Raw genomic sequence first — 20,525 nt, 5'->3', positions numbered from 1 at the left:
TTTGTTGCAATAACCCCAGACCCCCCATGGACTATCGCCGGCTTACCCGACAACACTACAAGCTCGAGATGCTCCTGGGCTTGGGGCGGTCGTCCCAGGTGTACCTGGCCCATGCCCCCGACGGTACCAAGGTGGCCCTTAAGGTACCGCGCCGGGAGGTGCGTACCGACCGGGCCCTCACCGAGCGCTTTGCGCAGGAGGTGGCCCTGTCGCTTACCCTCAACCACGCCAACCTGGTGCGGGGGCTCTCGGGGCGCCCCGAGGGGGAGGGGGCTTTTTTGGCGCTGGAGTACTTTGAAGAGGGAACCCTCGAGGACAGGCTCAAAAAAGGCCCCCTTAGCCGGGAGGTGGCCCTCGACTGCCTGAGCCAGATTGCCCAGGCCCTCATCTACCTTCACGACCGGGGTATCATCCACCAAGACGTTAAGCCATCGAACATTTTTATCGACGGCACTCTGTTTAAACTTGGCGACTTTGGCGTCGCCAAAACCCGCGAAAACCCCAAACCCTTGGAGCGGGCCGGAAGTCCCTTCTACATGGCTCCCGAGCTGTTCTTGGGAGAACCCGCCACCCCCGCCTCAGACGCCTATTCGTTTGGGGTCATGGCTTTTGAGCTGCTGGTAGGCAAGCGGCCCTTTGTTGGCGAAACCCTGGAAGAAATCACCCACGCCCACCTGCACAAGCTACCACCGCCCACCAACCTTCCTCCACACCTCGATCGAATCGTGCGTAACCTTCTAGCCAAGGATCCCGCTATTCGGGCCACCCCCAAGGCCTTCCTCCAGGCTGTGCAAAACAGCACCCCAACCGAACCTCCCAAAAATACCCGAGAAGAGAAGCCTTCCAAAGGCAAAGGCCTGTTTGGGTTATTTCGAAAGCGATAGAGGAATACGCGTATAGTCCGCTCAAGGGATCGTTCTGAGCCTATCTGCTGCAATTCTCGCTCTGGTGGGCCTCTTGGCCTCTTGAAAGGGTTATCGGAAAGAACCTGGCAATCCCCAAAAAGTCAAAAGGCTGTGCTGGGCTTTTTCTGCTAGGCCTAGCAGAAAAATATAGGGAACCGTGATAGAAAAAACTCTAGATTCAAAATGGGCCATCAAGCAACTTCTACCAATAAACTATAGGCAAGCAAAGTGAGGCCCGTTATGAGCGAACCCATCTGGTTTCCGTCCGAGGCGTACAAACACGGCAGTCATATTGAAGCTCTGCTCAAGCACCTGAACCTAGACAGCTACGAGGCACTTTACAGCTTTAGCATTCAGAAGCCCGAAGCTTTTTGGGAAGCCACGTTAGAGCTTCTGGGTGTGGAGTGGTTTAGCCCTTATGAGCGGGTGCTGGACGTCTCGCAAGGCCCCCAGTGGCCCCAGTGGTTTGTGGGGGGTCAGCTTAACCTGGCATACAACGCTCTCCGCCATGCGAAAACCCGGCCTCAAGACCTGGCTCTTATTTGGGAAGGCGAAGACGGGGCAGTGGTTCGGCTGAGTTATGGTGAACTCGAGGCCACCGTAGCGCAAGCTGCCCATGCCCTCAAGTCCCTGGGCGTTGGCAAGGGAGATCGGGTAGGCATCTTCATGCCCATGCTGCCCGAAACCGCCATTAGCGCTTTGGCAGTTGCACAAATTGGAGCAATTTTTGTACCCATCTTTTCCGGCTACGCTGCCGAGGCGGCCGCTACCCGGCTGCAGGATGCCGAAGCCAAGTTGCTCATCACCGCCGATGGTTTTTATCGCAGGGGGGGCCGGGTACGCCTGCTGGACAACGCCCGCGCAGCAGCTACCCTCTCGCCCAGCGTGGAAAAGCTTTTGGTGGTGCGCCGCTTTGGGGAGGCGGCCCTGGCTCCAAACGAAGTGGCGTGGGATCAGATCGTCCCGACCCAGCCTAAAACCACCTGGTATGAGCCCATGAGCAGCATGGATACCTTCATGCTGATCTACACCTCCGGCACCACCGGCAAGCCCAAGGGCACCGTGCACTACCATGCTGGCTTTCCCCTCAAAGCGGCCCAGGACATGGCCCATCTGTTCGACCTTCGCACGCACGAAACCTTGTTCTGGTTTACCGATATGGGCTGGATGATGGGGCCGTGGGCCATTCTAGGCGCTCTAACCATTGGTGGTACGGCGCTGCTATACGAAGGAGCCCCCGATTATCCCGATGCCGGGCGTTTGTGGGCCATCTGCGAGCGGCACAAGGTAACCCATCTGGGCCTCTCCCCCACCCTGGTGCGGGCCTTGATGCCCCTGGGCGATGGGTGGGTTCGCCAGCACGACCTGTCCGGCCTTCGTATGCTGGGCTCCACTGGCGAGCCCTGGAACCTCGAGCCCTATCTCTGGTTCTTCAAAACTGTGGGCCAGAGCCGCATTCCCATCATCAACTACTCGGGCGGCACCGAGATCGGCGGCGGCATTCTGGGCTGTACCGCTTGGCGGCCCATTAAGCCCATGGGCTTCAACACCGCCGTACCCGGTATACATGCCGAGGTGCTCGACAGCACGGGCAAACCCGTGCGGGACGAAGTGGGCGAGCTGGCCGTACTGGCTCCCTGGCCGGGCCAGACCAAGGGCTTTTGGAAAGCACCCGAGCGTTATCTCGAGGCCTACTGGCGACGCTTCGAGAATGTCTGGGTACATGGCGACTGGGCCATTTTGGATCGGGATGGGCACTGGATGATCCAGGGTCGCAGCGACGACACCCTCAAAATCGCTGGAAAACGGGTAGGGCCTGCCGAGTACGAGAGCGCCGCAGTTGAGCACCCAGCCGTAAAAGAAGCAGCGGCCATCGGAATTCCCCACCCTGTCAAGGGTGAAGCTGCCGTGGTGTTTGTGGTTTTACGGGATGGACATACCCCCAGTCCCGATCTCGAGCAGGCCATCGGCGAGACCATCGCCCACCGTTTGGGCAAGGCCCTTAAGCCAGATCGTATCCTGTTTGTGCCCGACCTACCCAAAACCCGCAACGCCAAGGTCATGCGCCGGGTCATCCGGGCAGCCTTTCTGGGCCAGAACCCCGGCGATCTATCGGCCCTGGAGAACCCCCAGGCTGTAGAGGCCATTCAGCAAGTAGCCCGGTAACAAAAATCGATGAGTATCAGAACCCTCGCCCGGTGGCTTTGGTCAACATCAGCCTGAGTTCGTGGGGACTGGTAGCCGAGCCTTCGGCGTCCTCGAGGCTGATGTGGCCCTGGTTATAGAGTTCAACCAAGTGCTGGTCGAAAGTTTGCATGCCGCGCAGGTTGTCCTGCAGCATGGCATCCTTGATCTGGGGGGTCTTGTTTTCGTCCTTGATGAGGTCGCGCACAAAGGGCGTAGCAAGCAGTATTTCTAAGGCTAGTGCCCGCCCGTGGCCGTCGGCGCGGGGCAGAAGGCGCTGCGAAATGATGCCCAAAAGCGACTCGGCCAGCAAAATGCGAATTTGCTGGTGCTCGTGCAGGGGGAAGAAATCGATGATGCGGTTGATGGTGCGCGCGGCATCCAGGGTATGCAGGGTAGAAAACACCAGATGGCCGGTCTGGGCGGCCATAATGGCCGCTTCCACCGTTTCGCGGTCGCGCATCTCGCCGATCAAAATTACGTCCGGATCCTGCCGCATGGCGTACTTGAGGCCCGAGCTAAACGAGTCGGTATCCACCCCCACTTCGCGCTGAACTACCAGGCTTTTCTTGTGTTTGTGCAAAAACTCGATAGGGTCTTCGATAGTAACGATGTTTTTGGGGTAGTGCAGGTTAATGTGGTCGATCAGGGCCGCTAAAGTGGTGGATTTGCCCGAACCGGTAGGGCCGGTGACAAGTACCAAACCACGCTCTTTGGAGGCCAGATCTTCCATTACCGGGCGCGGTAGGCCCAGGGCCTCAAAACTGGGGATGGTCTCGGCCACTACCCGCATTACCAGTCCAAAGCTGCCGCGTTGATGCAACAGGTTGCAGCGAAAACGCGCCAGACCCGGCACGGTATAGGCAAAGTCCATCTCTTTTTTGTACTCGAGCTCCTCGAGCTGCATGGGGTTTAGCAGACTGCGCACGATGGCTTCCACATCTTCCGGCGAGAGCACTTTGCTCCCAAATGGCTTAAGTTTGCCGTCAATGCGCACCGTAGGCGGCGCCCCGGCCTGCAAATGGATGTCCGAGGCTCGAGCCTGTACCATGCTGCGCAGCATTTCAGCAATGGGAGTGGGGGATTGCGTGGCACTCATTTAAAGGCTCCCTTATGTCAACTCTGTAGATGGTGCGTTGTGTCGGTGCCCACCAACAACCACCACGCGGTCACTATTGCGATGAGTGCTTGGTATCCGATTGACCGAGCCGCGCTGTTGGTAGCCAACTGAAACTCACGCTCATGAGTATAAGGCACTTGCCTGGTCGGGCCGGCTTCAAATAAACAAATTTTTTGCTGCCCGAAAGGTGGCGAGAAAGAGTCTGTCCATCGCGAAATTCTAGCTGCTGTCACTCGCTCGCGCTGGAGTCTTGGTCGATAAGTGCAATAAAAGCCTCTACTACTCGAGGGTCAAACTGCTTCCCGCTTTGCTCGCGTATGTACGCCAGCGCTTTTTCTTTCGGCCAGGCTTGGCGGTAGGGACGGTCGGAAGTGAGGGCATCGTAGACGTCAACTACCGCAAAGATGCGGGCCTCGAGTGGAATAGCCTCGCCCTGGAGGCCTCGCGGATAGCCCGAGCCATCCCAGCGTTCATGGTGGGCGTAGGGGATGGCCAGGGCCTTGCGCAAAAAGGGGATACCTGAAAGCCACTGGTAAGCAAGGGTAGGGTGCTTGCGCATGAGGGCCCACTCCTCTTCGTTCAACTGGCCCGGCTTGAGCAGCACGGCATCTGGAACGCCCAATTTACCCACATCGTGCAGAATGGCCCCCCGCCGCAGGTGCTCGATGTCCTCGTACGGCAGCCCCAGTTGCTGGGCGAGTTTCACCGTGAGCTCGGTAACGCGTTGAGTGTGTCCAGCAGTCTCCTGGTCACGCAGCTCCACCGCCTGAGCCCAGCCCATAAGGGTAAGATCGTAGGCAACTTCTAGCTCGAGCTTGGCTCGCTGTAGATCCTCGAAGAGGTGGCTGTTTTCAATGGCAATGGCCCCTTGGGTAGCCAGAGCCTCCAAAAATTCCTTTTCGTCGGCTTTAAGGCTCCAGGAGCGGCGGGTAAAGGCAATTAGTACACCTAAAAGTTCCCCCTTGGCTAATAGAGGCAGGGCCCGCATTGCTACAAAACCCTCGCGCAAGATTAACTCAGGGGCAAAACCAGGGTCACGGGCGAGGTCGTCTACCGTCACCATCTGCCGCTCTAAGGCTGCGCGGCCAGCATGCCCTTGGCCTAAAGGGACACTGTGACGATAAATCTCCGAGAGAGGGGAGCGAAAGCCGCGGGCTTTAATCGGTGCGAGTACGTGGCTTTCCTTTCGGTACAGCAGTACCATGCTTGCGTCCAGGGGCAGTCGCATGAGCTGTTCGCACAGCATCTCCAGGGCCAGGTGCAAATCCAGGCTGGCATTAATGGTCTGATCAATGGCACGCAAGGCCTCGAGCTGGCCTATCCGCATCTCGAGCTTCTGCCGCAGTGAAGCCCGGCGTGCAGCATTGCCAATGACCTCGCCAATAAGCTCCAAGCGCTTCAATTCACGCTCGGTAATCTCGCGGGGGTGGGCCACAGCCAGCGTGAGAGCCCCAATACAAACGCTGCCCGCCTGTAGGGGCAGTACCACCCCACCCCAGCCTGGGGGCACCAGGTGGCGGATGGAAGGGCGTAATTTAGGATCGGCCACAAACTCACGACTGAAGTAGGGTTTCCCGTGCAGAAGAACCCAGCCAGAAATGCTCTCCTCCTGAGCAATGGTCGGGGTGGGAATGGGAACTAGCCAGCCTCGGCTGGCGGCTTCCTCCAGGCTGTGTCCTTCAGGGTCGTAGAGCAGTATGCTGCCCACCGAGGTATCCAGGATGGCCAGTGTCTCATCCAGAGCGGCCTCGAGCATTTCTTTGAGGTCGTCGGAGCGGCGCAAAGCCTGAGAAAGACGAACCACGGCCTCGAGGTCGAGTTGATGCTCCTGGGCCTCGGTCACGTCGAAACCTACCCCCAAAACTGCCGGGAGGCCCCTGAAGTCGACGCGCGCCGCCGAGTAGTCGAGCCAGCGCGTCTGCCCTGCCTTGGTCTGGATGCGGAAACGGTAACGACTCTCCACATCCCGACTCTCCAGCCGGGCCAGGCCCCGTGCTTGAACCATCTCGCGATCCAGGGGATGTATAAACTCCCAAATCGGACGACTTTTGATGTCTGCCAGTGAGTAACCCGTAATTCGTTCTGCCTCCGGGTTAGCGTAGACCAAGTGATTGTCCTGCCACACCACGATGAGGGCCGGAGCGGTCTCCGACAAGGTGCGGAAGAGGGCTTCCTGTTCAGCCAAGGCCCGTTGAGCCTCAATTTCTGCAGTAGCATCGTAAGTGTAGCCAGTAAGGGTCTGGCCCCCCGGGTCGGTTATCCGCTGCTCCCGAAGCCAGACCCATTGCCCGCTCTGGCCGTGGCGGTAGCGGTAGTGCAGCACTTCAACCGCGCCAGGGGGGCTTGCCTGCCCAACCATACGGGCCTGATCCTCGGGGTGCACGTTACCCCACCACAAGGAGGGGTTTTGTAACAGGGCCTCGGGGGCGTAGCCCAGAATTTTCCGGGCCTGGGGGCTGACATACAGCAGCTGGCCGGGCTGGCCTGACCGAAGCTCCATCTGAAACACCACCCCCGAAAGCGCTTCCACCATGGCCTTGAAGCGGCTTCTTTCCTCCTCGAGCGAGCGCCTGAGCCGATCCTCCTCGGTGACGTCGCGCACGTTGAGCACAATGCCCCGTACGGCGGGGTCGTGCAGCAGGTTACGCCCCCAGATGTGCGCGTGGCGCACCTCCCCGGCTGCATCCAGGATGCGCAGGCGGTACTCCCGGGTCTCGCCGGGGTGGCGCACCAGATCCTCGAGCGCAGCCTCGGCGTAGGGACGATCCTGGGGGTGCACGAAATCAGGCACGCTCAGCGGCTTTTGCAAATAGCCCACCGGGTTATAGCCAAGCACCTGTCCCACGTTGGGGCTGGCATAGAGCATAGTTCCAGACTCATCCATCAGGTAGATGAGGTCGGAGGTGTTTTCCACCAAGGCCCGGAAACGCTCCTCCATGCGGGCTTGCTCGCTAATGTCAATTACGCTGCCTTCAAGATACAGCACCTGCCCATGGTTATCCCGCACCGCACGAAAGTACCCCTCTACCCATACGATCCCCCCGTCCTTGCGCTGTAGGGTATAGCGTTGCACTACCGACAAATCGGAGTGGATCGCCTGTTGAATTAAGCTCTCGCGCTGTGCGGTCTCAAGGTACAGCGCCCGGGCATTCAGGCTTAAAAGCTCCTCTCGGCTATAGCCCAGCATAGCGCAGAGGGTCGAATTGGCCTCGAGAATGCGTCCGTCGGGGGTCGATCGGTACAGGCCTACCGGAACAGACTCGAAAAGCTCCCAGCGGCGCTTACGTTCGATTAGCTTGTTCAGCGCATAGCGTAAGCCATCCGGGAGCCTCGAGGTGCTTACATACTCGACTGTATGCGGCGTTGTATCCGGTAAAGGTTCGATCTCGGCATTCATCAACACGATTACCGGCGTGTCCGGCGCATAGGTTTTTATGAGTTGCAGCTCCTCGAGCCCATACCCTTGCCCGGCACAGAGAATCACCGCATCGAAGGCCCCCTTGCTCAAAACGTCCTTAAGCTCGTGGGGTTCTCTGGCAATGTGCCACTCTGCTAGCAAATCCTCGAGGCCTAGCCGAGTGGCCGGGTCTTCGGCGGGGTTTTTGGTTGCCAGAAGAAGGCGCAGCACCATCCGATTGTATTCCCTCCTCTTGTTCAAGCCTGTTCAATTCTGCACCCTTCTACCCTTGAACAAAACTACCCGAAGTCGCGCTCGAGCAATTGTTGGTAGGGCGCGGATGGCCCTACCAACAAAGCAGCTCTGGTCGGGATAGCGCTCTATTTTGAGCGGCTGGCATTAGCGCGCGCCGACGAAGGGAGATTCATCAACTTGCTAGAATCTACAAACCACCTTACCCAAATCAGGCACTGCAGTTATGTTTAGAGCATGAACCGCCGTGCTTACCCATCGGACGTCCGTGATGAGGAATGGGCTCTGGTGCTGCCCTATTTGACCCTCGCCCCGCTGGAAGCACCCCAGCGCAAGTACGACCTGCGCGAAGTGTTCAACGCCCTGCGCTGGATGGTTCGAACCGGTGCTCAGTGGGACTACCTGCCCCACGACTTCCCACCCCCCCATATCGTTCAGGCGCAAGCCTACCGCTGGATGAACCGGGGGGTCTTCGAAGACCTGGTACACGACCTGCGCATGACCCTGCGAATGCTCCAGGGCAAAGCCGCCCATCCCAGCGCTGCCATCTACGATGCTCGCACCCTACAGTCCACCCCGCAAAGTGGGGAGCGGGCCGGATACGATGGGTACAAACGACGCAAGGGAAGCAAAGTTCACCTGGCGGTAGATACCCTGGGGCATCTGCTGGCCCTGGTAGTAACGGCGGCCAGTGAACAGGAACGGGCCCAGGTGGGAGCCCTCAGTCAACAGGTGCAGGAAGTGACGGGGGAGCAGGTGGAAGTGGCCTTTGTGGATCAGGGTTACACTGGGGAGGAAGCGGCACAAGCGGCAGAGGCGGAAGGCATCGCCCTGTGTGTGGTCAAGGTGGAAGGGGCCAAACGAGGATTCGTGCTGCTGCCGAAGCGTTGGGTGGTGGAACGTTCGTTTGCCTGGACATCCCGGTTTCGCAGGCTGGCGCGAGACTATGAGCGGCTGGCTGAGACCTTGCGAGGTTGGCACTGGTTGGCTTTTTCGATTCTGATGACAGCGAAAACTGTGGAGCTTTTACGAACAGCTAGTTAGCAGGCTCTAGGGTTGCGGTAGCCTGTAATGTCTCGGTACCAATCCTTGAAGCTCGAGCCTCCACTGGCAATCCAGGGATCAAACTTCAGGTAGCCCTCACGGATGTCAATGCCCAGGCTAACCCAGCCTCCGGGCTCATCCAGCTCTTCCCGGATATATTTGTGCTCGGTGGGCAGGTGCAAGCCCCACGGACGCCCGGTGTTGTCAATATAGTAGCGGCCAATCACCGGGTCGGTGGTGTCGTCCTGGGTCTTGAAGAGGCTACCATCGGCTTTGTCGGTTGGGCGGAAGCCCGGCAGGTGAATCTCAACACCGCGCTGCCACTGTGGCACATACCGATCACCCTGTAGCACAACTGGGTTGGCGATAATGAAGGGGTTATAGGGAGGCGTGCCTGGGGCCGTAAACGCCAGGGGCTGGGCCAGGTTAATGGTCATCCTAACCCGTCCAGGGGTTTTGTAGGGCTCTTCGGGCACCACATTGGCATAGAAGGGGCGGGTGGGCAAGGAGGGCTCGAGCAGATCGTAACCATCGTCGAAGACGAAGAAGACCGCTTTGCTCTGGCCCATTTCGGTTCCGTTTGGGTTGCGATCCATGCTGTAGTGAATGGGCGGCGGGCCCGCCTGCCAGGCGCCGCCGTTCTTCTGCCACTCATAGCTCACGCTCTCCACCTGCTCCGGCAGGAGGTCGGTTGCAAAGGCAAAGCCGTTATGCCAGCCACCACCCAGGGCTTTTACGACAAACTCGGCCTGAATCTGCACAAGCTGGCTATTGGCATTGGTCACGTGGTTGATGTTGTAGTCCACCACCACATCGTTGAAGTCGTAGTCACCTTTGCGCGGCCACAAATCCTCGAAAGCCAGCGTGCCGTAGTCGCTCTTAGCCGGGTAGTAGTTATTGAAGGCCCGATCGGGGTCGCTTGGATAGGCGTCATAGGGGTCGTTGACACCGTCCTGGTCGGTATCAGCGGCCTGTGGGTCATCGGTGGGCAGGAGGTCGGCGGTGCGGGTCAGGTCGGGGTTGACGGGATCGCGAACCAGGATGGACTCCTTCTTGACTGCGGTATAGGGGCTGGCTTCCACCAGCAGGATGGCGTCGTTAAAGTCCTGGTCGCCCCCGTGATGGCGCAAAATATCCTCGAACCCCAAGACTAGAGTTTGCTGGTTGTCATCAAACAGCAGTACGGTTTGTGCGCTTTGTTCAACGTTCATACCCTGTGTACGGTAAAGCTGATAGTTGAGCACCGGGTCGGAGAATACAGTCTGCTCGTAGCTGCGCTCGAGCACCCCCGTACTGCTGCTACGCCAGCCGTTGGCTACCAGGAACCAGCCAATGCCTATACCGGCCGGAAAAACATCACTCCAGCTGGTTCCGTCGAAGTACTTGAGCTTAACTCGGTTACCCGAGAACAGACCACCCCCCGAGCCTTGGTAGGAGGCGTTGGGATAAACCATAATCATGCGGTCTAGGATGTCGTCAACGCTGCGCGGAGGGTTATTAGCAGGGTAAATGTAATACCCCACCGCGTTTTTGTAGCCCGCGCCTTCGTGTACGAAGGTCAGCCAGACCTCCGCAGGGTCTTTGAGCACCAGGTTGCTGGTGGCTTCACGGGCGATATAGTTCTTATGGATGGGGTGCAGTGGCAACGGCGAGCGCTCGGGCAGGGTGGCGTTGATGGTCTGGAGCATCTGGCTGGTCAGCTTGCTGCTGTTGCTGGTAAGGTTGTTTGGCACGCCCTGGCTATTCCAGTTGCCAAAGCCGCTCAGGTACTGGTAGTTGTAGTTGACGCTCTGGAGCCGCACCCCCTCGGACTTGTTTGCAGAGGCCGGAACCACCACGTTCAGGCTGCTAACCGAGGCGTTGTCCAGGGCAACTCGAGCCCGGCCTTGCTGGATAGGTACCTTGATGGGCTCACTAATAACCCCGATGTAGTCGACACGCAATCCCACCGCATCGAGGTCGGCAGGTAGCGTAACCTTAGCGGTAAAGCGCCCCGAGGCATCGGTAATCCCCGAAAGCACGACCGAGTCTTCGTTTACTTCACCGTCGGGCAAAAAACCCTGGAACACCGTTACCGGAGCCCCAACAGCAGGCTGACCCAGGGCGCTAACACGTACCTCGAGCTCGACTTCCTGGGTGGTTTTGTACTGGAATACCGGGCTCGAGGGCTGGGGACTGGAGCATGCGGCCAGCCCCAGCAAAGCCAGCATTAGGATATAGATGGGATTACTGCGCATATACCACCTCAGCTATAAGCCTAGACGGACATTTGTAGAAAAGTTGTGACCAATGAGGCAGGATTCCGGTAGACTCGAGGCCGTCCATGCAGCGCTTTCTGGCCCGTATTATGCCCCTGGGAATACTCTTGGCCTGCCTGACAGGCTTAAATCTGGGCTTACATTTAGGACTGGCCCCGCAGGAAGGGCCGCTTACCCCCATGCCCTACAGCACAGGACTAGACCGACTTACCCCACCGCAGTGGCAGGAGATATCCCAGGGCCTGTGGCTTAGTGAGGTACGGCTGGGGCGACAAAAGTCGTATCGTCTGTTGCTCACGGGTCATATTCAGCAAGAGCATTCCTTCGAGGTAATATTTGCGGCCCAGTCTATCAGTCCACTCGCACGGGCCCATTTCGTTCGGGTGAAGGGAAAAACCCTTTCCAGCGGCTTCTACGACGCACAGGGACTTGCTCGCTCACTGGCCGAGCAACCCCTCGAGCGTTCGCTTCCACTGGAAATCTCGCTGGACATAAAGCGCTACACGGTTGGGGTGGGTGGGGTTGAGGTGGTTTCTTTACCCCTGCGCTACAGGGGGGGGTCGATGCTGCTTCGGCTCGAGGGTAAATCAGCTTTGCGTCAGCTTGAGGTTTTTGCAGGAATCGAGCAGATCCGACCTAAAGTTACGGCAATCCCCAAGCTGGGTCGAGCCCTGTACGCAGAAGATTTTTTGGATACACAGCACCGGTTTCTGGTACTAAGCGGCAGCTGGCGTACAGGGCAAGGATTTCTCGAGCAGGTTGAAACCCAGGGCTTTGACCAGGTAGCCTTGGCGCCCATCGGCCCGCAGAGCTTCTATCGCCTAAGGGTACGCCTGCAGCACCTCGAGGGTGCGGGTGGTGGTGTGGTTTTTAATCTCCCCAACCCGAATAGTCTGGCGCTGGGCCATCTCGTGCGCTATGCAGAGGATGGCCGCAGCGTGTTCTGGGGCCACTTCAACGAACAGGGAATCTTTGTGGGCCAGGGTTTTGTCCGGGTCGAGCCGCCTGGCGCGTCGCCACATCTGCTCGAGGTATTCAGTTACGACAAAACCTACGCGGTATGGCTGGATGGCGTACAGCTTGCCAGCAGCGTACCGTTGGTTTCGAGCGCTGGACGCATAGGCCTAACCACCTCGCTCAGCCGGGTGATGTTCACCGAGCTTCGCCTGGAAGCCACTGGCCCTGCACCCAATACTCCCTGGTTGCCTTTCGGGCCGCTGCAACTGCATACCACCGAGGGCGACTGGGTGCAGCAAGGCCTGGCCATCTACCAGCGCTCCAGCCAACCTACTGTGGCCCGCGCAATAAGCGCCAAACCCGTCAGGCCCAATCGATTACGGGTAGAATTGCGATGGGACTCGCCCCAAGCTGGAGCTGCAGTTTACATTGTCCCTCGCCTGGGCTTTATAGAAGGCGGCTGGGGTATTCGCTTCAGCCAAGGGGGTCGCCTGGCTACTTGGGGGCGGCTACAAGAAGACCGTATGGACGGCGGCAGTTTGGTACTGGAAGGTGGCCATCAGGTGGTAACATTCGAGCTCGAGGGCAGTCAAGGGCATATTTGGCTCAACAATCAGCGTCTAGTCACCCTTCCGCAGGCCAAAGAAGGCTTTCTGGTATTGCAAACCCTGGGTGGTTCGGTTGGGTTCGTGCCACTGGAGGTGAAGCCATAAGGTTTACAGCGCTTCGGCATTTCTGGGACGTATGGGCCTGGCCGCTGCAGGTGTTTTTTCTAACTCGAATCACCCTGCTGGGGGCTGCTTTCCTTGCCGATATCACCCTGCCGGGGCCACCTGAGATGGCAGGACGCATCGAGCCGACCAATCTTTGGCTCGATGTCTGGGCCCGTTGGGATAGCGGCTTTTACCTGCACATCGCAACCGAGGGGTACTACCTCTACCCCGATGAACCCTCGGCTGTAGCCTTCTTTCCCCTTTACCCACTTTTGCTCAAGGGCGTAAGTGGGCTGGTGGGCAATCCGGTACTGGCCGGGGTGCTCCTCAGCCACCTAAGCTTTGCCCTGGCTTTAATGGCGTTCTGGAAGCTGTGTCTCCAGCTTCTAAACGATCAGGCTTCTGCTCGACGTGCCGTTTTATACCTGGCTATCTTTCCAACGAGCTTCTACTTCAGTGCGGTGTACACCGAAAGTCTGTCGCTGCTGTGGGTATTGCTGGCTTTTTATGCCTTACACCAGCGCAGGTGGAAATGGGCTGCACTCGGCGCTGCACTGGCTTCGGCCACCAGGGTAACGGGGATTTTGCTGGCTGGGGTGTTATTGCTGGAGTATCTGCGGGCTTCTGGGGTGCGAGGCAAGTGGCAGTGGCTCTTGGGTCTCGCCCTGGCTGGGTTGGGCGGTTTGGGACTGTTAAGTTATATGGCTTTTCTGGCTATCCAGTTTGACGACCCGCTGGCTTTTTGGAGTGTCCAGGGCAGCTTCAGCCGCGAAATCGGAGGGTTTATTGGGGAAATCCGGCCCCTATTTGAGCAAAACTTTCTGACGGGCCCAATTTCCTGGAACGTTTTGCTGGATCTACTGGCCCTGGCATTTGGGATCACCGGGTCGCTCATAGCCGCCCGTCGCTGGGGATTGAGCTATGCCCTCTTCGGCCTCCTGAGCCTGCTTATTCCATTTAGCAGCGGAACCGGGAGTCTCAGCCGCTATGTACTGATGGTCTTCCCTGCTTTCATGGTATTGGGGGAGGCTGCCGAGCGCCCCTGGCTGGATAATCTCATTCGTTTTGTGTTCCCTCTACTGCTGGGTTTGCTGCTGGCTATGCATGTCAATGGTATTTTTGTGGCGTAAATCGAAAGTATCAAAGCGGTTTAAGGTAGGCTATAGACCGAGTTGGATGATTAATATCCTCGTTGTAGACGACGAAGCTGTGGTACGCCGAACACTGCGGGCCCTGCTCGAGCGCGCAGGCTATGTTGTGCTCGAGGCCACACATGGGCTCGAGGCCCTGGATTTGCTGGATAAGGCCGACCTGATTGTGCTGGATTGGAACATGCCACGCATGAATGGTCTGGAGTTACTGCGTCACATCCGCGAAGAACGCCCCGACCTGCCGGTGCTTATGCTCACCGCTCACGACGGCGAGGCCGAGCGCGTACAGGGCCTACGCCAAGGGGCCGACGACTACCTGGGCAAGCCCTTGCGCAGTGCCGAGTTTCTGGCTCGCATCGAGGCCTTATTACGCCGCACTCGCCGATACGGCGTGGTAAAAGCAGGGGAGCTGGAGCTGGAGCCCGCCACCCAGGAAGCCCGCCTGCGTGGAACTGTACTCCCGCTGACCCCTACTGAGTTTGCTTTGTTGCTGGCGCTGGCCCGACAACCCGGACTGCCCCTATCCCGCCAAAGCCTTTTTGCTCAGGTCTGGGGTAGCGATCCCCAGGTCGATGAACGGATTGTGGATCACTACGTCAAGCGCCTGCGTAAAAAACTGGGCGATAACCCCAAGAATCCCAGCTATATCGAAACCGTATTTGCTCGAGGTTATCGACTTAAAGCGCCTTCCGAATAAACCGCACGCGCCGCGCCAGCCATATGCCCAATCCCAGCATAGCTCCTCCCAGCAATAGACCGGGCCAGAACACCAGCCATTTGCCCAGCCGCTCGGCCCAGCCCAGCGGCGGTGCGGGCTGGCCGGCTAGTACCTGCACCACGGGCTTCGGGGTGCTGTCGGCACGTAGCAGGCCCAGGTGTTTCTCTACAGCCCGCCCCCCTGGCATTGTGCCCCGATCGAAGTCGTAGAGCGTCCAGGCCAACCAGCCCAGGTTATGGCGGCGGGCAATCTGTAAAACCCGCTCGTAGTAGTGGGCCTGCTCGAGTTCGGTGTGGGGATCAGGCAGTTTGTTGCGCTGGGTGTGGAAGCCAAACTCCTCCAGCAAGAGCGGCTTTTGGTACTTGGCAAGCCCCTCGATACGCCGAAGGAGTTCTGCCGGAGTCCCGTAGTGGTGAAAACTGAGTACCTCTATCTCGGGCACCAGGTCTGGGTGAGGCTCAATGAACCCCACGGTTATGGGCTTCGAGCTGTAGTAGCGCACGGCCCGCGACCAGGCCCGCAAAAACTCCACCACCAGACGCTCGCCGGCTCGAGCGTAGTCACGGTCGGGCTCATTCTTGATGTCTATCAACCAGACCGCAGGGTGTCGCAGCAGGGGGGCGAGTTCCTCGAGGTGGGCAAATACGTTGGGGAAGTCTTCGAAGCGATAGTGGGTGTAGCTGTCCAGCAGCGTAACAATTACCTTCATCTGCTGAGCCTGGGCCAGGTTCAGGAAGTCTTCCAGTCGCTGGCGATAGCCCGGGGAAGGTGGGTAGGGCACGAAAACCCGCAGGGTCGAAAGGCCCAGCATGCGGCTAATGCGCATGTCGCTAATCACCTCGCGGGGTTCGTAGCCCGGCCCAAAAAGGTCGAAAGGGTGGCTGCGGGGCTGGTAGTTGACCCCCCGTACCCCGGCAGTCGTTACAGGCAGAAGGCGCACCGACAGGGGCCGCTCCGCCAGCAGCCGCCAGTGGTGAATGCGCCAGTTGCCATCGTCGAGTTGCATCACCACCTCGAGGGTGCGTTCGGCCAGCCGGGTGGAAAATTGCCCCGAGGCCAGCACATACCAGTAGGTATCGCTAAAGGCTACCGTTGCTCCGTCTGGAGCGTAGAAATGAAGCCTCAGGCGGTGCTTCCAGTCCACCATCGTCCCCCGCGGCCCCTGCCCCATCAGTAGCGCATCTTCCAGCGCACCCGACTGGAAGTACGAGCGCAGCCCGATGGTCTCACCGGTAAAGTGGGCGTGGCTAAGTTCCTCGTGGGCCAGCAGGTAGTCGCTGGTAATTTCGTCGCGGCGAAAAGGCTCGAGCGGGCGCGGGGTGGGGTCGTCGGGCAGCCACTCCAGACGTCCCGGAGCGGCCCGGCGGGGCTCGATGAGGTTGAGAGCCTGCTCAACGGTGTTGGCTTGCTGAGCCACGCGAAAAAGCTCACCCAGCCCCCTCAGGCCCAGCAAGGCCAGCAGGCTACCTAACAGCAGCAGCCCTGCCCAGACCAGCAGCTTGAGCCGAAGCTCGCTCATGGGCGGGGCACCTCCAGGCGTGCGCGCTGGCCTGCAAGCTCAACCTCGAGCCAGAAAGGCCGGGTCAAAGGTGGGGGCGTCCAGAGGGCCTGCCCGCTGGCCAGCAGGATACGCTCTTCCAGCAAAAGCCGCCCGGCCGGATCCACCACGCGCAGCCGCATCGGGGTTCCATCGTCGGGAAGGGCCCCTAGATCGTCCACCACCGGGCCAATGTGCAACTGGTTTCCGCTCCAGTAAAGCGGCAGGTGCGCGACTTGCACCGCCGGGCGCGCCCGTAGCGTGGCCTCGTTGCTGACCCAGCCCTCGCTCCAGGCCCTCAAGGGGTAGCTTCCCACCCGGTCGGGCAGCGGCAGCGACAAGGGCAGACGGCTCTGGGGCGCCGAGCGGGTCAGAAAGAGGTTCTCCAGAGCACCGCCAATCAGACTGACAGCCAGCCCGTCGGAGGCAAGATTGCCCTTTTCGTCGCGCAGCCCCTGTACCTCGAGCACCCAGCGGTCGCGTCCGGAAGTAGCCGCCTCTGGCTGTAGCAGCACAAGCGCGCCAGAGCGAATGCGCCCAGGCAGCACATCCACCTCGGCCCGCTCACCCCGGGCGGCTCCACTCTGAACCACTACCTTTAGGATTCCTTTGCGGCTTCCTGGCGGGAAATAGCTCCAGGCCAGTTGGTGAACCACCGGTAGCACCCACTCCCGCTGACTCCCATCGGGATAGAACACCTTCATACGCACCGGCTCCTCGGCCACATTGAGCTGTGCGTCGAGGGGGTGCAGCACCAGCGAGGGCTGGCGGGGGGTGTCGATCCGAACCGCCCGCGCCCCTACCTTGGGCCGCAGGGGGGTAGTGGCTGGGCCAGGCCGCCGCCGCAGGGTTCCCTCGAGGCTGGCACTGCCGGCCTCGAGGCGGTAAGGAATCAGCCCTGCCCGGCGGTAGGGGATAAAAACCTCCCCTTCCCCCTCCTCCACCAGCGGCCCCGCCGGGGTGAAAAGGCTTACGCGGAACCACCCTTCGCCCTGGAAGCGCACCCCCCCTGTAGACACCTCCGCCCGGATTGCTTGCAAGGCAGCAGGCCGTGGGGACGATGTAGCAGGGGTGCGGCTCTGCAGCCAGAACACCCCAATCTCCAGGGCCAGCACCACGGTCAATAGCAGGGCTAGGAGAATCTTTCGCGGCACCGGTTCAATCCTCCCGATAAAAAGCCTGGGCTTGCAGGCGGTAGGCCCGCAGGCCAGCCGACGTCAGGGGCCGGGTGTCGGCGGGCACGCCCGGAGCGAGGCGCTCGAGCAGGTTGGGGCTTTCGTTTACCCTTCGCAGCTCCATGAGCAGCGTATAGCCCTTGGGTAGTCCAGCCCGCATGCGCGCCTCGCGCCGCTCACGCGGGGGAATCGACTCCAGCAGGTACTCGCGCTCCACCCAGGCCAGGCCCTTGCGGTCGTACAGCGAGAGCAAAACCTGGGGCACGGTGGCCTCCCGCACCCCCAAGTTATCTACCCGCAACCGCAGCACCTCGCCCTCGCGGCGACTCCAGATGGCCAGGTCACGCCGCAGTTCGCGCGAGGTAACCACCGCCTTCAAAGCCACCTCGAAATCTCCGATGGCTTCGGGGTCAGGTGGGGCGGTTACGCCGTCGAAGTCGATTCGGAAAGGGGTACGCTCGCCGGGCAGGAGTTTGTGCAAAACCAGGTCTCGAGCATTGTTACGGCTCACCTCGAGGCCATCCCGTCCACGCAAAAAGCCGCTGATGGTCAGGTCGGCGGGTCGGGCGTCGAGGTTTTCCACCTCACCCACAATGGCCAGGCGGGGCTCGGGGGCATCCTCGGGCCAGTAGCGCACCAGCCGGGCCGAGCGCAGCCGCAGCAGAGGGCGATCCAGCACATCGCCGGCAGCCGTAATGTCGGTGCTGAGCCGCCGCTGGGCCCGGAAATACTCCACCCCCGGCTGGCTGGCAAAGCGCTCGGGGGGGCGGGTTTTGAGCAGTGGGCGTTGCTCGATCCGCCAGCCTTCAGGGGTGTGCACCAGCAGGTGTTCGTGGGTCTCCTGCACGGTTCGGAGCGCGGTCAGCCAGGTCAGCTCCACCTGCACTAGCGCCCGCCCATCCTGCCGAATCACCCGCATCGGGCGGATGTGCTCGAGCTTGGCGTAACCGCTGCGCAGGCCGCCTTGCACGCTAAGGTCGAGCTGCCAACGCTCCTTGGTCAGACCCTCGATAGGCGCGATCCATTCCCAGGCCTTATCAAAGCGTTTGAAGTCGAGGTGATCCCAGTAGCGGATGACCGCCCATTCCGGGCTGTCGGGGGGGTTGAGCGCCCGCCAGCCCAGCCAGCCCAGACCCAGTACCGCTAAAGCCAGCAGGCTCGAGGCCAGCAGCCGCCTGCCCAGTGGCTTTCGTTGAACCCTTATACGCCCTTCCAGGGTGTGCAGCAAGCGCAGCCAGGGCTGCCAGGGGCTCGGGGCCTCGGGCGGTAGAGCGTCTTCGGCCAGGCTACGTTGCACACGGGCCGGAACCCAGGGCAAGCGCCGGGAGCGAAACGGCGGGAGCAGCAAGCTCATGTAAGCCAGCAGCGGCATAGCCACGGGAAGCGTACCCCACATCATGCGCTGCCAGACTGGCAATTTGCGTCGAGGCAACCGTTCGGGCAGAGGGGGGATGTCTTCGCGTTCCCAAACCACAATCCCGTTCTCGAGACGGCCCAGGCGATGCCAGCCGTAAAAATGCAGCAGGGGGTCGTAAAAGGCATCGTTGGAGTAGATGAACTTGAGGTTATAGCGCTCAGGATAGGTCAGAAACTGCTGCAAGCTGCCGATTCCGGGAACTCCGGTGTACTTGGCACCCTCCAGCCGCTCAACCGGGGTGGTGGTCAACTCGGGCAGGCGGCGGGCTGAGTGGTAATTGCCGTCCGGGGTCGAGGCCCGGGTGTTGGCCGAAAGCCAGGCCATCTGGTCACCAAAACCCAGGGTGAGGTAGCGGTAGCGCCAGTGCTCGTCCTTCTCGATAAAGCTCAGGATGGGGGCAATCTCGATGGTCTCGGGCTGGAACTTGCGGTAGCGGGTAAGCGTCGAAATGCCGATGGAAGCAGTCACCACGAAAAGCACCAACCCCAGCAGCAGCAGCAGTCGCACCCGTCGACCAAAGTTGGCCTCGAGCCACAGGCGCAGGCGGCCCTCGAGGGCGCTTTGCAGGGCCATTCCGACAAAAGGCAATACCAGGATGGTGGCCCAGAAGGTGAAGCGGTCGAGGGTCAGAATGTCGAAAGCCCCCCGCAAAAGCAGCTTGGGGATGGGGGTGGTGCCACCGGTTCCCAACACCAACAGCAAGCCCAGGCTGGCCCCAAGGGGCCACAGGTAGGAGAGGCTTTTGTAGAAAGCGTAGGGCAGGAAGACCAGGCTGCTAGCCCAGGGGATGAGCCAGAACATCAGCCCCATGTTGGGCTGCTGCAAAAAATTGGCCCGGCTGCCGTGGGGAATGGGCACCTGTGCAATGGGGTCGGAGCGACTCCAGAGCCAGTAAGGCAGCACCACCAGCACCAGTGCCGCGATGGCCACCATGCCAAAAACGCCCGTTCGGTATAGCCGGGGCAGGGCCCGGTACATCCGCCGCCGCACCTGCTGCGACGGACCTGTCCCCGCGGGCTCGTTTGGGCGAGGCTGGCGCAGTCCCTCCAAAATCAGCATCGCCACCACCGGCCCGATAAAGAACACCGATCCAAACAGGGTAGTGACGTGATGCGCCGCCGTAGTTGAGCCTATCCAGACCGCCGCCTTGAGCAAGTACCCCCAGCGCCCGGTACGAATGTAGGCCCACACCCAGGGAATGGCGTTGAGCAAAAAGCCCAGCGAGAGCGTAGTGGGTAGCTGGCCAAACACGTGCACGGTTTCAGCGATGGCGCTCGAGAGCACCAGGGCCAGCGCCGCAAAGCCCGCCGCCTTAGGGGATACAAATAGCCTCGAGAAGCGGTAAACGCCTACAGCAAGCTGAAGCAGAGCAAACAGCTGCACCGGGGCGAAAGCCAGTTTCAACCCCACTACCTTGGAGGCTATAGCAATCAGAAAATGGGAAAGCGGAGGGTAGGAGACCAGCGAGAAGCCGGTGTACCAGCGCGGCTCCCAGGGGTCAAACCAGCTTTGGGCATAGTGCGCCCCAAAGAAGGTGTGTATCAGAGCGTCGTAGGTGCGAAAATACTGCAGATTAAAAAGCAAAGTGCCGTGGTAAAGCACAGTAAGCAATAAGGCCACAGCCAGGAGAACCAGGCCGGGCTGCTCCTCTTTTAACTCCCGAATTGCCGGATATGACAAATTGCGCAGCATGGGCG

Annotated in this window: 12 protein-coding genes; 6 read left to right on the top strand and 6 right to left on the bottom strand. The window is 60.1% G+C overall.

All coding sequences use genetic code 11. The features are described 5' to 3' along the window. Positions 1–26: 26 nt before the first annotated feature. Together Q0X18_RS03470 and Q0X18_RS03465 are read left to right on the top strand one after the other, a co-directional pair. A complete protein-coding gene (locus Q0X18_RS03470; RefSeq protein WP_297558611.1) occupies positions 27–884 on the top strand; it encodes a serine/threonine-protein kinase in 858 nt (285 codons plus the stop codon). 261 nt (positions 885–1,145) lie between these two features. Beyond that, positions 1,146–3,071 (top strand): AMP-binding protein, encoded by a 1,926-nt coding sequence (locus tag Q0X18_RS03465; RefSeq protein WP_297558602.1) that lies wholly within the window; start codon positions 1,146–1,148, stop codon positions 3,069–3,071. A gap of 16 nt (positions 3,072–3,087) precedes the next feature. Here the strand turns inward: Q0X18_RS03465 and Q0X18_RS03460 are convergent, their stop codons facing one another. Then, positions 3,088–4,188: a type IV pilus twitching motility protein PilT gene (locus Q0X18_RS03460; RefSeq protein WP_297558594.1), complete on the bottom strand. Its 1,101-nt coding sequence runs from the start codon at positions 4,186–4,188 to the stop codon at positions 3,088–3,090. Between the two features lie 250 nt (positions 4,189–4,438). Continuing rightward, entirely contained in the window at positions 4,439–7,840 is a 3,402-nt protein-coding gene (locus Q0X18_RS03455) for a PAS domain S-box protein (protein WP_297558584.1), read from the bottom strand. A gap of 255 nt (positions 7,841–8,095) precedes the next feature. On the opposite strand from Q0X18_RS03455, the gene Q0X18_RS03450 reads away from it, so the two are divergent. Then, positions 8,096–8,902, top strand: a complete 807-nt coding sequence (locus Q0X18_RS03450) for an IS5 family transposase (RefSeq protein ID WP_119342530.1) — start codon at positions 8,096–8,098, stop codon at positions 8,900–8,902. Here the strand turns inward: Q0X18_RS03450 and Q0X18_RS03445 are convergent. After that, complete coding sequence (locus tag Q0X18_RS03445) at positions 8,899–11,139, bottom strand: LruC domain-containing protein (protein ID WP_297558582.1); 2,241 nt, start codon at positions 11,137–11,139, stop codon at positions 8,899–8,901. The genes Q0X18_RS03450 and Q0X18_RS03445 overlap by 4 nt on opposite strands. Before the next feature lie 86 nt (positions 11,140–11,225). Here Q0X18_RS03445 and Q0X18_RS03440 point away from each other — a divergent pair, with 86 nt between their 5' ends. Genes Q0X18_RS03440 through Q0X18_RS03430 form a run of 3 tightly spaced genes read left to right on the top strand, consistent with a single transcriptional unit; the run spans position 11,226 to position 14,678 of the window. Further along, on the top strand, positions 11,226–12,830 hold the full coding sequence (locus tag Q0X18_RS03440; RefSeq protein ID WP_297558580.1) for a hypothetical protein: 1,605 nt from the start codon (positions 11,226–11,228) through the stop codon (positions 12,828–12,830). 50 nt (positions 12,831–12,880) lie between these two features. Further along, positions 12,881–13,960, top strand: a complete 1,080-nt coding sequence (locus Q0X18_RS03435) for a mannosyltransferase family protein (protein WP_297558577.1) — start codon at positions 12,881–12,883, stop codon at positions 13,958–13,960. Between the two features lie 46 nt (positions 13,961–14,006). Then, entirely contained in the window at positions 14,007–14,678 is a 672-nt protein-coding gene (locus Q0X18_RS03430; protein WP_297558574.1) for a response regulator transcription factor, read from the top strand. On the opposite strand, the gene Q0X18_RS03425 is transcribed toward Q0X18_RS03430, so the two are convergent. Genes Q0X18_RS03425 through Q0X18_RS03415 form a run of 3 tightly spaced genes read right to left on the bottom strand, consistent with a single transcriptional unit; the run spans position 14,659 to position 20,508 of the window. Then, positions 14,659–16,218, bottom strand: a complete 1,560-nt coding sequence (locus tag Q0X18_RS03425) for a hypothetical protein (protein WP_297558571.1) — start codon at positions 16,216–16,218, stop codon at positions 14,659–14,661. The two genes, Q0X18_RS03430 and Q0X18_RS03425, sit on opposite strands and share 20 nt — an antisense overlap. Beyond that, positions 16,215–17,390 (bottom strand): hypothetical protein, encoded by a 1,176-nt coding sequence (locus tag Q0X18_RS03420; RefSeq protein WP_297558569.1) that lies wholly within the window; start codon positions 17,388–17,390, stop codon positions 16,215–16,217. The genes Q0X18_RS03425 and Q0X18_RS03420 overlap by 4 nt, the downstream gene beginning before the upstream one ends. Before the next feature lie 4 nt (positions 17,391–17,394). Next, positions 17,395–20,508 (bottom strand): hypothetical protein, encoded by a 3,114-nt coding sequence (locus Q0X18_RS03415; RefSeq protein ID WP_297558567.1) that lies wholly within the window; start codon positions 20,506–20,508, stop codon positions 17,395–17,397. Between the last annotated feature and the right edge of the window lie 17 nt (positions 20,509–20,525).

The sequence above is a fragment of the Meiothermus sp. genome (genome assembly GCF_026004075.1).
GTDB lineage: Bacteria > Deinococcota > Deinococci > Deinococcales > Thermaceae > Meiothermus.
Note: the sequence above shows the minus strand (reverse complement) of the source record. Positions and strands in the feature narration are given on the sequence as shown.